Origin of the sequence: Sorangium sp. So ce385, from assembly GCF_051474135.1 — a bacterium.
In the GTDB taxonomy this organism is placed as follows: Bacteria; Myxococcota_A; Polyangia; order Polyangiales; family Polyangiaceae; genus Sorangium; species Sorangium cellulosum_D.
Genome location: NZ_CP150337.1, coordinates 10,887,441 through 10,901,495, shown reverse-complemented (window position 1 = coordinate 10,901,495; position 14,055 = coordinate 10,887,441). Strand labels below are relative to the sequence as shown.

The 14,055-nt window shown below is 71.3% G+C and carries 14 protein-coding genes; 6 read left to right on the top strand and 8 right to left on the bottom strand.

Annotation, left to right across the window (positions count from 1 at the left end):
* Nucleotides 1-52 precede the first annotated feature (52 nt).
* Nucleotides 53-1,420 carry a hypothetical protein gene (locus WME83_RS39880; RefSeq protein ID WP_437314943.1) on the top strand — a complete coding sequence of 456 codons (1,368 nt, stop codon included), beginning with the start codon at nucleotides 53-55 and terminating at the stop codon, nucleotides 1,418-1,420.
* A gap of 159 nt (nucleotides 1,421-1,579) precedes the next feature.
* The gene (locus WME83_RS39875; protein ID WP_437314942.1) at nucleotides 1,580-2,275 is read left to right on the top strand and encodes an SIMPL domain-containing protein; all 696 of its coding nucleotides are present in this window, start codon (nucleotides 1,580-1,582) and stop codon (nucleotides 2,273-2,275) included.
* A gap of 160 nt (nucleotides 2,276-2,435) precedes the next feature.
* On the opposite strand, the gene WME83_RS39870 is transcribed toward WME83_RS39875, so the two are convergent.
* Together WME83_RS39870 and WME83_RS39865 are read right to left on the bottom strand one after the other, a co-directional pair.
* Complete coding sequence (locus tag WME83_RS39870) at nucleotides 2,436-3,452, bottom strand: formylglycine-generating enzyme family protein (protein WP_437314941.1); 1,017 nt, start codon at nucleotides 3,450-3,452, stop codon at nucleotides 2,436-2,438.
* A 129-nt stretch (nucleotides 3,453-3,581) separates the two neighbouring features.
* The gene (locus WME83_RS39865; protein ID WP_437314940.1) at nucleotides 3,582-3,743 is read right to left on the bottom strand and encodes a hypothetical protein; all 162 of its coding nucleotides are present in this window, start codon (nucleotides 3,741-3,743) and stop codon (nucleotides 3,582-3,584) included.
* Between WME83_RS39865 and WME83_RS39860 the strand changes: the two genes are divergently transcribed.
* Both WME83_RS39860 and WME83_RS39855 read left to right on the top strand, forming a co-directional pair.
* Nucleotides 3,742-4,386 carry a YdeI/OmpD-associated family protein gene (locus WME83_RS39860; protein ID WP_437314939.1) on the top strand — a complete coding sequence of 215 codons (645 nt, stop codon included), beginning with the start codon at nucleotides 3,742-3,744 and terminating at the stop codon, nucleotides 4,384-4,386. The genes WME83_RS39865 and WME83_RS39860 overlap by 2 nt on opposite strands.
* A gap of 145 nt (nucleotides 4,387-4,531) precedes the next feature.
* Complete coding sequence (locus WME83_RS39855; RefSeq protein WP_437314938.1) at nucleotides 4,532-5,143, top strand: GNAT family N-acetyltransferase; 612 nt, start codon at nucleotides 4,532-4,534, stop codon at nucleotides 5,141-5,143.
* Between the two features lie 81 nt (nucleotides 5,144-5,224).
* Here WME83_RS39855 and WME83_RS39850 read toward each other — a convergent pair whose 3' ends face one another.
* On the bottom strand, nucleotides 5,225-6,178 hold the full coding sequence (locus WME83_RS39850) for a bifunctional helix-turn-helix transcriptional regulator/GNAT family N-acetyltransferase (protein ID WP_437314937.1): 954 nt from the start codon (nucleotides 6,176-6,178) through the stop codon (nucleotides 5,225-5,227).
* 562 nt (nucleotides 6,179-6,740) lie between these two features.
* On the opposite strand from WME83_RS39850, the gene WME83_RS39845 reads away from it, so the two are divergent.
* Nucleotides 6,741-7,346, top strand: coding sequence for a hypothetical protein (locus WME83_RS39845; RefSeq protein WP_437314936.1), 606 nt, complete (start codon nucleotides 6,741-6,743; stop codon nucleotides 7,344-7,346).
* A 219-nt stretch (nucleotides 7,347-7,565) separates the two neighbouring features.
* On the top strand, nucleotides 7,566-8,033 hold the full coding sequence (locus WME83_RS39840) for a hypothetical protein (RefSeq protein WP_437314935.1): 468 nt from the start codon (nucleotides 7,566-7,568) through the stop codon (nucleotides 8,031-8,033).
* A 100-nt stretch (nucleotides 8,034-8,133) separates the two neighbouring features.
* Here WME83_RS39840 and WME83_RS39835 read toward each other — a convergent pair whose 3' ends face one another.
* The 5 genes from WME83_RS39835 to WME83_RS39815 all read right to left on the bottom strand — a co-directional run bounded on the left by WME83_RS39835 (nucleotide 8,134) and on the right by WME83_RS39815 (nucleotide 14,055).
* A complete protein-coding gene (locus tag WME83_RS39835; RefSeq protein ID WP_437314934.1) occupies nucleotides 8,134-9,447 on the bottom strand; it encodes an inositol-3-phosphate synthase in 1,314 nt (437 codons plus the stop codon).
* A gap of 74 nt (nucleotides 9,448-9,521) precedes the next feature.
* Complete coding sequence (locus tag WME83_RS39830; RefSeq protein WP_437314933.1) at nucleotides 9,522-10,532, bottom strand: UDP-glucuronic acid decarboxylase family protein; 1,011 nt, start codon at nucleotides 10,530-10,532, stop codon at nucleotides 9,522-9,524.
* A 138-nt stretch (nucleotides 10,533-10,670) separates the two neighbouring features.
* Nucleotides 10,671-11,780 (bottom strand): CgeB family protein, encoded by a 1,110-nt coding sequence (locus tag WME83_RS39825; RefSeq protein WP_437314932.1) that lies wholly within the window; start codon nucleotides 11,778-11,780, stop codon nucleotides 10,671-10,673.
* Nucleotides 11,777-12,922 carry a CgeB family protein gene (locus tag WME83_RS39820; protein ID WP_437314931.1) on the bottom strand — a complete coding sequence of 382 codons (1,146 nt, stop codon included), beginning with the start codon at nucleotides 12,920-12,922 and terminating at the stop codon, nucleotides 11,777-11,779. The genes WME83_RS39825 and WME83_RS39820 overlap by 4 nt, the downstream gene beginning before the upstream one ends.
* A complete protein-coding gene (locus WME83_RS39815; protein ID WP_437314930.1) occupies nucleotides 12,919-14,055 on the bottom strand; it encodes a CgeB family protein in 1,137 nt (378 codons plus the stop codon). The genes WME83_RS39820 and WME83_RS39815 overlap by 4 nt, the downstream gene beginning before the upstream one ends.

Sequence of the window (14,055 nt, the reverse complement as noted above, 5' to 3'; positions counted from 1 at the left end):
CGGCATCGACGCCCGTTTGACGGCCCCCTCCGCGCGTCCAACAGATCCTCTCATGAGGACCCTCTACGCATTGCTCACGTTGCTCGTCCCGACCCACCTCCTCGCCGAGGAGCCCGCCGGGAGCGCCCCGCCCGACACGGCGGAGCCCGCGCGCGGCGGCCCACGCTGCGGCTGCGCGGGCGACGAGCCTGGCCCGCTCGCAGGGCAGCTCGACCCCTCGTTCGGGGAGGCGGGGACCGGGATCGCGCGGGTGCGCTTCGGCGCCGACGACGACGGCGGCTTCTTCGACGTCGACGTCGCCGAGGATGGAATCGTCGCGGCCGGCTGGGGCCAGGGCGGGCTCGGCGGGATCAGGTTCCGCGTCGTCCGGCTGACCGGAGCCGGCGCGCCCGATTCCACCTTCGGCGACGGCATGGTGACCACGGGCTGGGCCAACTCGACCGGCGACCTGGCCTATCTGGCCGCCACCGGCCACCAGCAGGGCGGCGAGGTCGTCGCCATCGGCTGGCGCGACCGGTTCCGGGACGCGTCGGCGGACGTGGCGCTGGCGCGCTACGCGGAGGACGGCTCGCTCGACCCCGGCTTCGGCGACGGCGGCAAGAGCCTGCTCGACCTCGGCGGGGACGAGGAGATCCGGGCCGGCCTCGTCGCTCCGGACGACGGCATCGTGGCCGTGGGCCGGCGCGACGGGCGCCTGCTGATCGCGCGCGCCACCGCGGACGGCGCCCTCGACACCTCGTTCGCGAGCCCGCGCGGCTACAGGACCGTCTCGCTGGGCGCCGCGTCGGTCGCCGAGGCCGTCGCGCTCGATGACCGCGGCCGCGTCGTCGTGGCCGGCTCGGTCGAGCGGGGCGGGCAGCGCGACATGATCGTGATCCGCCTGCGCAGAGACGGCGCGCTCGATCGCTCCTTTGGCCGCGGGGGCGCGATCGTCGCCGGCGACCCCGGGATCGACGAGCGCGCGGTCGCGCTCGCGCTGTCGCCGGGCGGCGGCATCGTGGTGGCCGGCGACGCGGGGGCCGAGGGCGCGCGCGACTTCCAGGTCCGCCGCTTTCACCCGAACGGCGCGCCCGACCTCGAGTTCGGCGACGGGGGCGTGGCCGCGTGGCCGATCACCGGCGGCGACGACGTGGCCGAGGACATGGCCCTGCTCCCGGGCGGCGCCGTCCTCGTCGCGGGCAACGGCGGCGAGCGCGGCGAAGGCGGCGGGACCACGCCGCTGCTCGCGCGGTACACGTGCGACGGCGCGCTCGACCCGGCGTTCGGCGAGGGCGGCGTGCTCCCGGTCGATCTCGGCGAGTTCGGGCAGCTGCACACCGTGGAGGTCGTCGCCGACGACCAGGTCCTCCTCGGCGGCGGCGACGTGGGCATGTCCCCGGGGCCGGGCACCTACGGCGTCGTGGCGCGGATGTGGATGTGACGTAATCGACCGACGCCGGAGAGCGCGCACCCGCGCGCCGCCCCCTCGCCCCGGATTCCACGCGTCTCCCTTTGTCCCGCCTGCCTCGTGGCCGCGGCGACGCGTCGAGCCTCCCTGAGCGCGCCTCCCAGCCTTAGGTTCTCCTCACGGAGGGGCGGGATGAACAGCATGGTAAAGTCTACGGATCTGCAGGTCGTGGAGGTCGAGGGGTCCGGCACCGTGTCGCTCCCGCCCGACTCGCTCCGCACGAACGTGTCCGTGGAGGTCCGCAGCGCGAGCCTGGAGGCCGCGCGCGAGGAGGCCGCGGCCAAGACACGAGCGATCGTGAGCGCGCTGGAGGGGCTCCAGATTCCGTCGCTCCAGGTCAGGAACGTGGATATTTCGGTGAGCCCGATCTCGGAGCGCGACACGGAGCGCGAGGGCGTCGCTCCGCCGCGGATCATCGGATACGAAGCGACGAGCACGGTCTCGGTGGTCCTCGAGGGGGCGCCGATCGACGTGCTCCGCGTCGAGAGCTCGAGGATCCTCGAAGCGGCGCTGTCCGCGGGCGCCAACCAGACCAGCGGGATCCGCTTTTTCCTGAGCGCGCCGCAGGAGGCCTACCGAGCGGCGCTCAAGGCCTCGATCGCGGACGCCGAGCGCAACGCCGGCGCGATCGCCCAGGCGGCCAAGATCAAGCTCGTCGGGTGGCGATCCGTGTCGACCCCGGGCGGGGAGGACCGCGGGCGCGCCTGGCAGATGCAGATGGCGGCCAGTCGCATCGGCGGCTCGCGTTCGACCACGTTCCCGATCGAGCCCGAAGAGATCGAGGTGACAGCCACGGTGAGGGCCCGCTTCCGCTTCTCGAAGCGGTAGAGCCGCCGACGGGGCGCGCGCGTCGCGCCAGGCGCGCCGCGATCCCGTTCACCGCGCCGCGTGGGACCCAACACGGCCGAGGACCTCAGGCGATCCCTCCCGGCGCTTCAACCCTCGCCGCCGCCACGGCGGCGCCGAGGGCCGCCCGGTCGCGCGGCGCTCACGGCTCCCGCGCGCACCGGGCCCCGATGCCGGCCGCGCGGGTCGTCGGGGTGCGGTGGTCGCGGGTGGAGAGGTGCAGCGCCTCCGCGGCGCTGCGCCAGCCGCCGCCGCGCATCGCGCGCTCCGTGCCGCCCGTCGTGACGGCGCAGTCCACGCACTCGGGCGGGTAATCTCCATGATAGTCCAGCGTCCACTCCCACATGCCCCCCGCCAGATCCGCTTGCTTGAACAGCCCGTCTCCCTGCGGTGACTTCGACCCGACCGGCAGGAGGTCCTCGATCACGCACCCCGCCGCGTCGCTGCCATTGCATCCATACACCGCGTGGTCCCGATCGAGCGTCTCATCGTCCGCCGAGGTGGACCACGGATACGGACGCTGCTCGGCGCCGCCGGCCGCCGCGTACCCCAGCTCCGCCTCGGTCGGCAGTCGGCCGCCGTCCCACGCGCAGAACGCGAACGCCATGTACCAGCTCAGGCAGTTCATCGGCAGGCGCTCGTTTGCGCCGGGCTCATCCGTCCACGCCCACGCGGTCTCCTCCGAATCGCAGAACAGCCCTTTCAGGAGCTCCGCCCGGTCCGGCGGCAGCCGATCTTCCCACTCCGCATCCCACCCGCTCCCCGCGATGAGCGGGTGCGCGCCGGCGCCCGCTGCCGGCCGGCTCCCGGGATAGGCGTCCACGAACGCCCGGAACCGCCCCAGCGTGACCTCGAACCGGTCCAGCTGGAAGTCGCTCACCGTGGCGGGGAAGGCCGCGTCGTTGCTCCGGTTGAACGTACCACCCACGACCAGCTCGCTCGCGCAGCAGCTCTCGTCTTCCGTGGGCCCGCACGTCGCAGGCAGCCCGGCGCAGCGACTGCCTGTCTCCACGCCGCCGCCACCGCCACCGCCACCGCCGCCGCCGCCGCCGTGGTCCTCCATCGGATGATAGGGCTTGTCCAACCCGACGACCGTCGTGCACCCGACGCACGGCAGGCACAGCGCCGCCCACAGCCATCGCCCAGATCGTTGTCTCATGCTCCTCGTCTGTTACCGAGGCGAGGGTGGGGGATCAACAGAACGGCCGCTGGACGACCGGCGGCGCTCGCCACCGGACCGCATTGACGCAGCGCGGCTCCAGGGTTAGAGGCTCGGACGCCTCGGCGCTCACACCGCCTCCACCCACCGGATCGCCATGGGGCTCTCGAGCTTCACCGTCGTGGGGGCGCCCACCACGCCGGGCGCCCCACGAAGGTGCGCGTCGGCCACGCCAGCGCCGAAGCCACGGAAGATCGCGGTAGGATGGACACGCTGCGAGGCAGACTGCATGGCGCCGATCATCCCCGACAAGAAGAAGATCAAGAGCTTCGATACCGAGGCCGAGCTCGAGGCGTGGATGGCCGCGAACCACGCGCAGGAGACGGAGCTGTGGCTGAGGATCTACAAGAAGGGCTCCGGCGTGCCGACGGTGACCCAGGCGCAGGCGCTCGACGTGGCGCTCTGCTGGGGATGGATCGACGGCATCCGAAAAGCCCTGGATGAGAGCTCGTTCTTGCAGCGGTACACACCGCGCAAGCCGAGGAGCGTCTGGAGCCAGATCAACCGCGACCACATCGCCCGCTTGATCGCCGCGGGTCGCATGACGCCCCACGGGCAGCGGCAGGTGGACGCGGCCAAGGCCGATGGCCGCTGGGACGCGGCGTACGCGCCGATGCGCAGCGCGACCGAGGCCACCCTCCCCGACGACCTCCGCGCCGCGATCGAGGCGAACCCGCGGGCGCGCGAGGCGCTCCGGGGGCTGGGGCGTCAGAACCTGTTCGCGCTGGCGTTCCGCATGAGCAACATGAAGACGCCCGCCGGCCGCGCAAAGAAGATCGCCGACCTGGTGGCGATGCTGGCGCGCGGGGAGACCATCGTGCCGGAACGGCGTAAAGAGCCGAAGGCGACCCGGCCCCCCAAGAAGCCCCGTTGAGGCGGACCTCGAAGCCGCCGAAGGCGGCCGGTCGGGCCCGCGTCGGGCCACGCCGCGAGCTCGCGCGGCCGAGCCTCGGCCGGAACCGATTGACAAGCAACCCCACTGCGTGAAATGTAATTCCCCCACCCAATAAGGAATTTGCATGCCCTGGCCGGAACCCGTCACCTTGCGCGGGCGCCATGCCGCGCTCGAGCCGCTGACCCACGCCTACCATGATGATCTCGCCGATGCGGTGCGCGACGGTGAGCTGTGGGATCTCTGGTACACCTACATCCCGCGCCCCGAAGGCATGCGCGATGAAATCGAGCGTCGGTTGTCCCTCCAGCGCTCGGGCTCGATGCTGCCGTTCGTCGTGATCGACGCGCGCAGCGGACGCGCGGTCGGCATGACCACGTACATGGACATCGACGCCGCCAATCGGCGCGTGGAGATCGGCTCGACGTGGTACCGCAAGAGCGTGCAGCGCACCGCGATCAACACCGAATGCAAGCTGCTGCTGCTGCAACACGCGTTCGAGGCGCTGGAGTGCATCGCGGTGGAGTTCCGGACGCATTTCTTCAACCACCAGAGCCGGCGCGCCATCGAGCGCCTGGGCGCGAAGCTCGACGGCGTCTTGCGCAACCATCGTCGCGCGTCCGACGGCACGCTGCGCGACACGTGCGTCTACAGCATCATCGCCCCGGAGTGGCCCACGGTGCGCAGTCACCTCAATCATCAGCTCTCGAAGCTCCGCGAGCCGGCGCCCGCGCGCTGAGACCTCGGCGTCGTAGAGCCCAGGCCGCGCGAGGATCTCCCTCGCCGACCGACACGAGCATCGAGCTGCTCTGGCCAGCTGCTAGCCCCCGCTCTTCGTCTCTCGCAGCGACAGCTCCCACGTCTCGCCGACGAGCTCGGCCCCGAAGCTCGTGTGCGGCTCGGATTTGACCAGGCGAAAACCGGCGCCCTCGTAAATGCGGCGCGCGGCGGTGAGCATGCTCTGCGTCCACAGGGTCACCGTGCGGTAGCCCGCGCGACGCGCGAAGTCGACGCATTCGGCCACGAGCTTCCGCCCGATCCCCGATCCCCGCTCGCTCGGCTCGACGAGCAGCAAGCGCAGCTTCGCGACCGCGCGCGAGTGGCGCACCAGCATGACGCACCCGACCGGAGCGCCGCCGCGCTCGGCGATCCAGCAGCGCTCGCCGCTCGGATCGAAGTTGCGGAGGAAGCCCGCGCAGATCTCCGCGACCAGCGCCTCGAAATCCTGATTCCACCCGTGCCCGCGCGCGTACAGCGCGCCGTGCCGCTGGATGATCCAGCCCATGTCGCCCGGGCCGTGCTCGCGAAGCGTGACCTCGGCGGCCCTGGCCCGGGCGTGGCCGAGCAACGCCTGCACGCTCCGCAGGTGCTCCTGGAGCTCTCGCTGCTGCTCGGACGACAGGGGCCCGAGCAGCTCGCGGATCTGATCGCGCGCCCGACCATCGAGCGAGCCGAACACCTTGGCGCCCTTCGCCGTGAGCCGCAGGTGCGACTTGCGCGCGTCGGCCTCCGAGCGCTCGCGCTCGATCCAGCCGCGCCGCTGAAAAGCGGCGAGGATGCGGCTGAGGTAGCCGGCGTCGAGCCCGAGATCGCGCGCCAGATCGCTCGCGAGCGGGCCCTCGCGGTTCGCGATCTCGTACAGGACGCGCACCTCGGTGAGCGTGTACTCGCTGTCGAGCAGACCTCCGCCCAGCACGCCGATCTTCTGCGTGTAGAAGCGGTTGAACTCTCGCATCGCGTCGATGCGCTCGTCCACGGGACGCAGCTCGCCCATGCCACCCTCCTTCGCCGTCGTGGAAGGAGCATCCCAGAGATACTTGACTGAGTCAAGTAGTCGGCGAGGGAACGGGCTGCGGGCGCGCGTCGCTTCCCTCCGACGCGCTGAGGAGACGGATACGCCCCGCGACGGCGTGACCTGTCGCGGCTGAGCGTGACATGTCACGTGACATGCCGCGGCTGGAGCGTGACATGTCGCGGCTGGAGCGTGACATGACACGGCTGGAGCGTAACATTACACGGCTGGAGCGTGCCCCTGCCCCACCCACCCGCCCTAACGTGGCAATAGAGCGCTGTCGCCGTCGAAGCCTGCTTTCCTGCAGCGGCCGCGCCGATCTCGCCTCGTGAATGCCGCGCTCGTGCGCCGGGCACCCGCCAGGGGGCGGGACAGCGTCGGACGGCATACTCGTTGCTCTGGCAGCGCCCCGGACGACGCGAAGGGACGGGCAGAAGCCATGCTTGAACGGGCCACGCGGCGCGAAGCGCGCGGCTCAGCCTGACGCGTCCTCTGGAATCAGGGAACCCGCCGAGACACGGCAGCGCTGCAGGCGATCGCCGTCATGCCTGCGTACAGGAATGTCGCGGGCGTCATCACAGCGCCGCAGACGCGCCGCTGTGCACGCATCAAGAAGTACGGACTTGACGATCAGGAGAACATCTCGATGAACATCCGCCCCATCATCTTGTTTGCTGCCTCCGCGGCGATCGCCGCGGCCGTTTCGTTGCCCGAGACAGCCAGCGCGGTTTCGAAGCAGTACCCTGCCCACGCCTGTCAGGCTGCCGAGCCAGGCCCTTACATCTGGTCAGACGCGATCGCCGCGCCCGAAGTGTACCGCGACTACTACTGCCCGATCATCGAGGACTCCGCTCTGTCGAAGCACGACGTGACCACGCTCAAGGTGACGGGCGATGACCTCACCACCACGGGTCAGGCGTGGGCAAAGGCATGCATCCTCGACACGTATGCCGGTTCTTCTGGAGCTTGCGGCACCGCCTCCAACAGCGGCTCTACGGCCGCGTTCACCGGCACCTTCACGCTGACGCCGTCTCGCTCGTACTGGACCGTCGGGAACGCCGCGGATTTCGGGTACGTTTTCGTCCACATCCCCGCGAGCGCCGGCGGATCGTACATCTCCCGCGTGGCCGGCATCTACTACTCCAACTGAGGCGCTGACATGAACGGACGGAGTTCGGCGCGGGCGGTGTTCAGCATCCTCTTGCCCACGCTCCTGGGAGCAGGGGCAGGTATGGCAGGTTCGCTCTGGCTCTCAGGACGGCAAGACGCTGCTGCATCGACGCCGCAGATCGTACGTGCCAGCCCGGAGCGCCACAGCGCCGGCAAGCCCCAACGGCAGCGGGCGTCCGCCGCGCCGGACTCTGCCGCCGTGACGGATCTCGAGCGGCGGCTCTCGCAGCTGGAGGAGAAAGCAGAGCGCTCCGACAGCGAGGAGGCGACGCCCTCGGAGGGCTCCGAGCCGCGCGTCGAGACGCGCGAAGAGGTCCTGGCGCGCAAGGCGGAGTGGCATCGATCGCGGCTGGAGGCGCACCGGATCGAGCCCACCGATTCCGCGTGGTCGGCGCAATCCGCGCGATCGATCCAGGAGGGGCTGCGGGCGGTGCGCGGCGACGCAGCACCCTTCGACGTGGTGAGCGTCGACTGTAAGACCACGCTTTGCGTGGCGACGCTCGATTGGGCAGATTACGACAAGACGCGCGCCGCGTCCTCCCAGGTCCTCCACCACGTCTACGAGCCGAACTGCGGTGTCGAGTTCTTCAATCCTCCTCCCGAGCAGCCGGAGGCTCGGTATCAATCGCAGGTCATCTTCGACTGCACGGAGGCTCGAACGCCGTAGGCCGAGCGCCTCGGCCCGGGTATGCGCGCGCCAGCGCGGTCTCTGAGACCTCGCGAGCCGGTACCCGCGCGCTGGGGCCCCGGCATGCGGCGCCGTCGCCTCAGTCGTAATACTCGTTCCCGAGGTGCGTGATGAGCTCTTCCCCCATCATCCAGCGCAGCGTGTTCTTGAGCTTCATCGACTGGATGAACAGGTCGTGCTCCGGGTAGAGCTCCGGCGCCGTCATCGGGCTCTTGAAGTAGAAGCTCAGCCACTCCTGCGTCCCGCTGAACCCCGCCCGCGCCGCGAGGTCCAGGAACAGCGCCAGATCGAGCACGATCGGCGCCGCAAGGATCGAGTCCCGGCAGAGGAAGTTCACCTTCATCTGCATCGGATAGCCGAGCCACCCGAACAGATCGATGTTGTCCCACCCCTCCTTCGCGTCCCCGCGCGGCGGATAATGCTCGATCCGCACCTTGTGGTAGAGCTTCGAATACAGCTCCCTGTAGCGCTCCGGCTGGAGGATCTGCTCGAGCACGCTCAGCTTCGAGGCCTCCTTCGTCTTGAACGAGTCCGGATCGTCCAGCACCACGCCGTCGCGGTTGCCGAGGATGTTCGTCGAGAACCACCCCGAGATGCCGAGCATCCGCGCCTTGAGCGCCGGCGCGATCACGGTCTTCATCAGCGTCTGCCCCGTCTTGAAGTCCTTGCCCGCGATCGGCACGCCGTGGCTGCGCGCGAGCTCCCACGCGGCGGGGAAATCCACGGTCAGGTTCGGCGCCCCGTTGGCGAACGGGACCCCCTCCTTGATGCACGCCCAGGCGTAGATCTGCGAGTTCGAGATGGCCGGGTGGTTCGAGAGGAGCCCCGCCTCGAACGCGGCCGCCGACCGGTGCACCTCCGACGGCGCGATGAAGATCTCCGTCGAGCCGCACCACACCGCCACCGCCCGGCTCGCCCCGCGCGAGCGCACGAAGCCGCGGATGTCGTCCCGCACCTGCTCCACCATGTCGGCCTTGCTGCGGCCCGTCTTCACGTGCGGGCCGTGCAGCCGGCGCACGTAGTCCGGGTAGAACACCGCCTTCATCGGCGTGACCGCCGCGAGCTCCTCGCGGACGGCGTCGAGGTGCGCCGCCTCGAGCACCTTCGCCTCCACCGCCGCCTCGTGCGCGTTGTCGGGGAAGATGTCCCAGCCGCCGAACTCGAGATCATCGAGCGACGCCAGCGGGACGAAGTCCTTGATCCTCGGAGAGCGGTTCTCCGTCCGCTTCCCCAGCCGGATGGTCCCGAGCTGCGTCAACGCCCCCACCGGCGCGGCGACGCCCCGCCGCGCGAGCATCACGCCCGCGATCGTCGTCGTCGACACCGCCCCGAGCCCCGGGAGGAGCACGGCCAGCTTCCCCTCGGGCTTCGCCAGCTTCTGCGGCTGCTTCATCAGATCTCTCCTCACACGCGACCAGCTCGGCCGCTCACGGCTTGTCTCGACGAACGCTCGGCGCGCGGCGCGGCTCAGCCGTTCGCGGCCTGAGGCAGCGGCGCGTCGCCCTCCGACGCCGCCAGCGCAGGCGCGTGCCGGCCCAGCCCGAGCACGCTCCGGAAACCCTCGATCGTCCGGCGCAGCCCCACCCGCAGCGGCACCTTCGGCTCGAACCCGAGCACCCGCTTCGCGTGATCGATGACCGGCTGCCGCTGCCGCGGATCGTCCTGCGGCAGCGGGCGGAACGCGATCCGGCTCCGGCTCCCGGTCAGGCGAATCACCTCCTCGGCGAGCTCCAGCACCGTGAACTCCTCCGGATTGCCCAGGTTCACCGGGCCCGTCTCGGTCGGGTGCTCCATCAGCCGCACGATCCCCTCGACGAGATCGTCCACGTAGCAGAAGCTCCGCGTCTGCGAGCCGGCGCCGTAGACCGTCAGCTCCTCGCCCTGGAGCGCCTGGATGATGAAGTTCGACACCACGCGCCCGTCGTCGAGCGCCATCCGCGGACCGTAGGTGTTGAAGATCCGCGCCATCCGGACCTCGACGCCGCGGCGACGGTGGAAGTCCATCACCAGCGACTCGGCGCAGCGCTTCCCCTCGTCGTAACAGGAGCGGATCCCGATCGTGTTCACCGAGCCCCGGTAGCTCTCCGGCTGCGGGTGGACCTCGGGATCGCCGTAGACCTCGCTCGTCGACGCCTGGAACACCCGCGCCCCGCAGCCCTCGGCGAGCTTCAGCGCGTGGAACGTGCCGACCACGTTGATCAGCGTGGTCCGCACCGGATCGCGCTGGTAATGCGGCGGGCTCGCCGGCGAGGCGAGGTTGTAGATGCGATCGACCTGGAGATCGTACGGCTGGGTGACGTCGTGCTCCACCAGCCGGAAGCGGCGATGGTGGAGGAGGTGGGCGACGTTGCCCCGGGCGCCGGTCGAGAAATCGTCGAGCGCGATGACCTCGTGGCCGTCGCGGATCAGCCGATCACACAGGTGGGAGCCGACGAAGCCGGCGCCTCCGGTCACCAGGATGCGCAGCGCAGCGCTCATGTCTCTCTGACCTCCTCTCCAGGCGACGACGACCGAACGACCGCCCCGGCACGGGTGGGCGCGATGGGGGTCCTCCCCGCCACGGTCGCTTCGTCATCCTTCATTGGCAGCACGCTGTTTCGAGCCGACACCACACGTTCACGATCTCCGGTCCCCTGGGAGCTCCCGCTCGTCCTGCTCGGCGAGCAGCTCCCGGGCGTATCTCTCCAGCGCCTCGGCGCGGTGCGCCGCGGTGTGCCGGGCGAGCACGCGCTCCCGCGCCCGCTGCCCGATCGCGACCCGCTCCCGCTCCGGGAACTCGCGGAGCAGGCGGAGCGCCTCCTCCGAGGAGCGGGCCACGAGGATCTCCTTGCCCGGCTCGAAGAGCTCGTCGAGCCCGGGCCAGTCGTCGCTGATCACCGGCACGCCGCAGGCCGCCGCCTCGAACAGGCGCACGCTCGGCGAATACCCCGCCTCGATCATGTCGCGCCGGGTGACGTTGAGCGTGAAGCGCTGCGCGCCGTAAAAGGCGCGGTGCTCGCCCGGCGGGATGTGATCCGTCCGGTCGACGTTCGCCGGCCAGTCGATGTCCGCCGGGTACTGCGGCCCCGCGACCGCGAAGCGCCCCTCTGCCCAGCGGCGCGCCGGCTCGACCAGGAGGCGATCCAGCGTGGGCTGGCGATCGGGGCTGTAGGTGCCGAGGTAGCCGAGATCCCACCGGGGCGAGATGCGCTCGGGGAAATACGCGTCCGGATCCACCGAGCAGTAGAGCGGGCGCGCCCGCTTCGCCCCGTAACGGCGCTCGAGCAGGTCGAGCGTGGGGCCGCCGGTGAACGAGAGGTAGAGGTCGTAGCGCGGGATCAGCGCCGCCGACAGGTACTCGGTGTCGCCCCGCTCGAGCTTCTTGAGCGTCACCGGCGTGTCGATGTCGTAAAACGCGGTCTTCCCGCGCGCCGTCTCCGTCACCCAGGCGCCGACCTCGACCCCGTCGGGCACGTAGGACCCGACGACCACCATGTCCGCGTCGCGCACCGCGTCCCCGAAGCGCGCGCGGAGGTCGTCGAGCCCCTGATAGAGCTCGGTCCGGCCGTACGGCGGGGCCGGCAGGTCGCGGTTCTCCGCGTAGAACCAGAGGTCCCGCTCGAGGAACAGCACGCGGTGCCCGCGCTGGGCGAGCCGCTTGAGGAGCCCGCGGTACGTGGTCGCGTGGCCGTTGCCCCACGACGAGGTGATCGACAGGCCCAGGAAAACGAAGGAGAGGGTCTTCACGGCGCGATCGCGGTGAGGGTTGCGTCGGCGGCGTCGGCGGCGCCTTCGGGGCGGCCGAGCAGCGCCTCGACCTGCTTCGCCCGCTCCGCGTAGGTGTGCTCGGCGAGCACGCGCTGCTTCGCCGCCTCGCCGATGGCGCGGGCCCGCTCGGGCGTGAGCGCCCGGAGGATCGCCGCGACCTCGTCGCCGTTGCTGGCGACGAGCACCTCGCGCTCGGGCTCGAGGAAGAGCTCGATCCCCTCCCACGCGTCGGTGATGAGGCACGCGGCCGCGCCCGCGGCCTCGAAGACCCGGGTCGCCGGGGAGAAGCCGACCGACGCCATGCTGTCGCGGGCCACGTTCAGCACCGCGCGGGCGCTCGCGTTGAAGGCGTTGTGATCCGCGGTGTAGACGTGCCCGACGTACCGGACGTTCGGGGGCATCGCCTTGTCCTGCCAGCCGTTCCCGCCGAGCAGGAACCGGAGCTCGGGGAGCGCGGCCGCGGGCCGCAGGAAGAACTCCTCCACGCGCCGCTCCCGGTCCGGGAGGCGGTTGGCGAGGAGCGCGAAATCGCAGTCGAACCGCGGATCCGGCGCGACCTCGAAGTGGGTCTCGGGGTCGAGCGCGTTGTAGATCGGCACGCAGCGCCGGGCGCCGAGCGCCTCGTAGCCGCGCACCACGGGGTCGCCGCCGCCGTAGGTGAAGACCAGGTTGTAGCGCGGGATCTGCGCGCGGAACGGGTCCGACGGGGTGGTGCGGACCCGCTCGAGCGTGGCCGGGGCGTCGACGTCCCAGAAGATGGTGGTGAGCCCCGGCCGATCGAGCGCGGCGACCTCGGCCTCGAGGAGCTCGTCGAAGACGCCGACGCCGCTCGCCTTGACGACGACGTCGGCGCCCCGCGCCTGCTGGACGAGCCGCCGCGGCTCGTCGGCGTCGGTGCCGGAGTAGACGACCACGCGGGCCCACGGCGGATCGTCGATGTCGCGGTGCTTCTGCCGGTCGTACGCGTCCGGCTCGTAGAACGTGACGCGGTGCCCCCGCGCGGCGAGGGCGCGGATGATGCCGCGGTAGTAGGTGGCCGCTCCGTTCCAGTAGGCGGAGACGAGGCTCGATCCGAAGAAGGCGATGTTGAGCGGTCGGCTCGAGGTCGGGCGTCGGTTCATGCGGTGGCTCGCTGGGTGGTGGCGGCGGGCGCCGGGCGGTCGACCTCGATGCCGAGGTCGGCCGAGATGCAGAGGAGCTCGTTGACGCGGTGGGCGCAGGTGTGGCGGGCGAGGACCGTCTTGCGCCCCCGCTCCGCCAGCTCGGCGGCCATGGCGGGCTCGGCGAGGAGCGCGCGCAGGTGCTTCTTCATCTCCTCGCCGTCGCGGGCGACGAGGTAGTCGAGCCCGGGCGAGAACAGCCCCTCCGCGTCGCTCCACGGCGAGCAGACGAGCGGGATGGCGCAGGCCATGGCCTCGAACGGCCGGATGGTCGGGATGCCCGGGAGCGACGCGACATAGGGCCGCCTCGGCACGTGGACGGTCACCCGCGCCCGCGCGAACGCGTCGGGCGCGCGGTGGTTGGGGAGCCAGCCGCGGTACTCGATCCCGGCCGCCTCGAGCGCGGCGCGGGCGTGCTCGGGGTAGCGCACCCCGTGCACGCGGGCGGAGAGGCCGAGATCGCGCGCCGGGCCGATGAGGAACTCGTCGAGCTCGCGGGTGCGCTCCTCGTCGCCCCAGTTGCCGACCCACACGAGCTCGCGCTCGGGCTGGATCTCGCGGCGCGGGCGGAAGACCCGCGCGTCGGCGGCCTCGTGCCAGACGAACGCCCGGCGGGCCCAGCGGCGCTCGAGGTAGAGGTCGCGGATCACCCGGCCGAAGGCGAGGACGCCGTCGTAGTGGGTGAGGTCGTAGCGGGCCATGGCCCCGGGATCGGTGACCGACCGGTGGTGCGTGTCGTGGAAGAGCAGCCGGTACGACGCGCCGGCCCGGTGGGCGCCGACGCGGGCGACCAGCTCCGGCTCGCTCCACTCGTGGACGATGACCAGCGCGGCGCCCTCGAGCGCCTCGTCCAGGTCGAGCGCGGCGAGGTCGTAGCGGATCGGGTCGACGTGCGGGTAGACCTCGCGCACCTCGCGCAGCGGGGCCTCGCCGTGGTCGGCGACGAGGTTCTGGAGGCTCCACGCGTCGCGCGGCTCGAAGACGCGGACCTCGTGCCCGCGCTCGGCGAGCTCGGTGACCACGCCCCGGAGGAAGTGCGCGTTGCCGTGGTTCCAGTCGGACAGGAGCGAGTGGCAGAACAGGACGATGCGCAT

Bases quoted from the DNA above. Each gene is read 5' to 3' on its own strand.
- WME83_RS39880 (WP_437314943.1), top strand. From the start codon at position 53: ATGAGGACCCTCTACGCATTGCTCACGTTGCTCGTCCCGACCCACCTC.
- WME83_RS39875 (WP_437314942.1), top strand. From the start codon at position 1,580: ATGAACAGCATGGTAAAGTCTACGGATCTGCAGGTCGTGGAGGTCGAG.
- WME83_RS39870 (WP_437314941.1), bottom strand. From the start codon at position 3,452: ATGAGACAACGATCTGGGCGATGGCTGTGGGCGGCGCTGTGCCTGCCG.
- WME83_RS39860 (WP_437314939.1), top strand. From the start codon at position 3,742: ATGGCGCCGATCATCCCCGACAAGAAGAAGATCAAGAGCTTCGATACC.
- WME83_RS39865 (WP_437314940.1), bottom strand. From the start codon at position 3,743: ATGCAGTCTGCCTCGCAGCGTGTCCATCCTACCGCGATCTTCCGTGGC.
- WME83_RS39855 (WP_437314938.1), top strand. From the start codon at position 4,532: ATGCCCTGGCCGGAACCCGTCACCTTGCGCGGGCGCCATGCCGCGCTC.
- WME83_RS39850 (WP_437314937.1), bottom strand. From the start codon at position 6,178: ATGGGCGAGCTGCGTCCCGTGGACGAGCGCATCGACGCGATGCGAGAG.
- WME83_RS39845 (WP_437314936.1), top strand. From the start codon at position 6,741: ATGCCTGCGTACAGGAATGTCGCGGGCGTCATCACAGCGCCGCAGACG.
- WME83_RS39835 (WP_437314934.1), bottom strand. From the start codon at position 9,447: ATGAAGCAGCCGCAGAAGCTGGCGAAGCCCGAGGGGAAGCTGGCCGTG.
- WME83_RS39830 (WP_437314933.1), bottom strand. From the start codon at position 10,532: ATGAGCGCTGCGCTGCGCATCCTGGTGACCGGAGGCGCCGGCTTCGTC.
- WME83_RS39820 (WP_437314931.1), bottom strand. From the start codon at position 12,922: ATGAACCGACGCCCGACCTCGAGCCGACCGCTCAACATCGCCTTCTTC.
- WME83_RS39815 (WP_437314930.1), bottom strand. From the start codon at position 14,055: ATGCGCATCGTCCTGTTCTGCCACTCGCTCCTGTCCGACTGGAACCAC.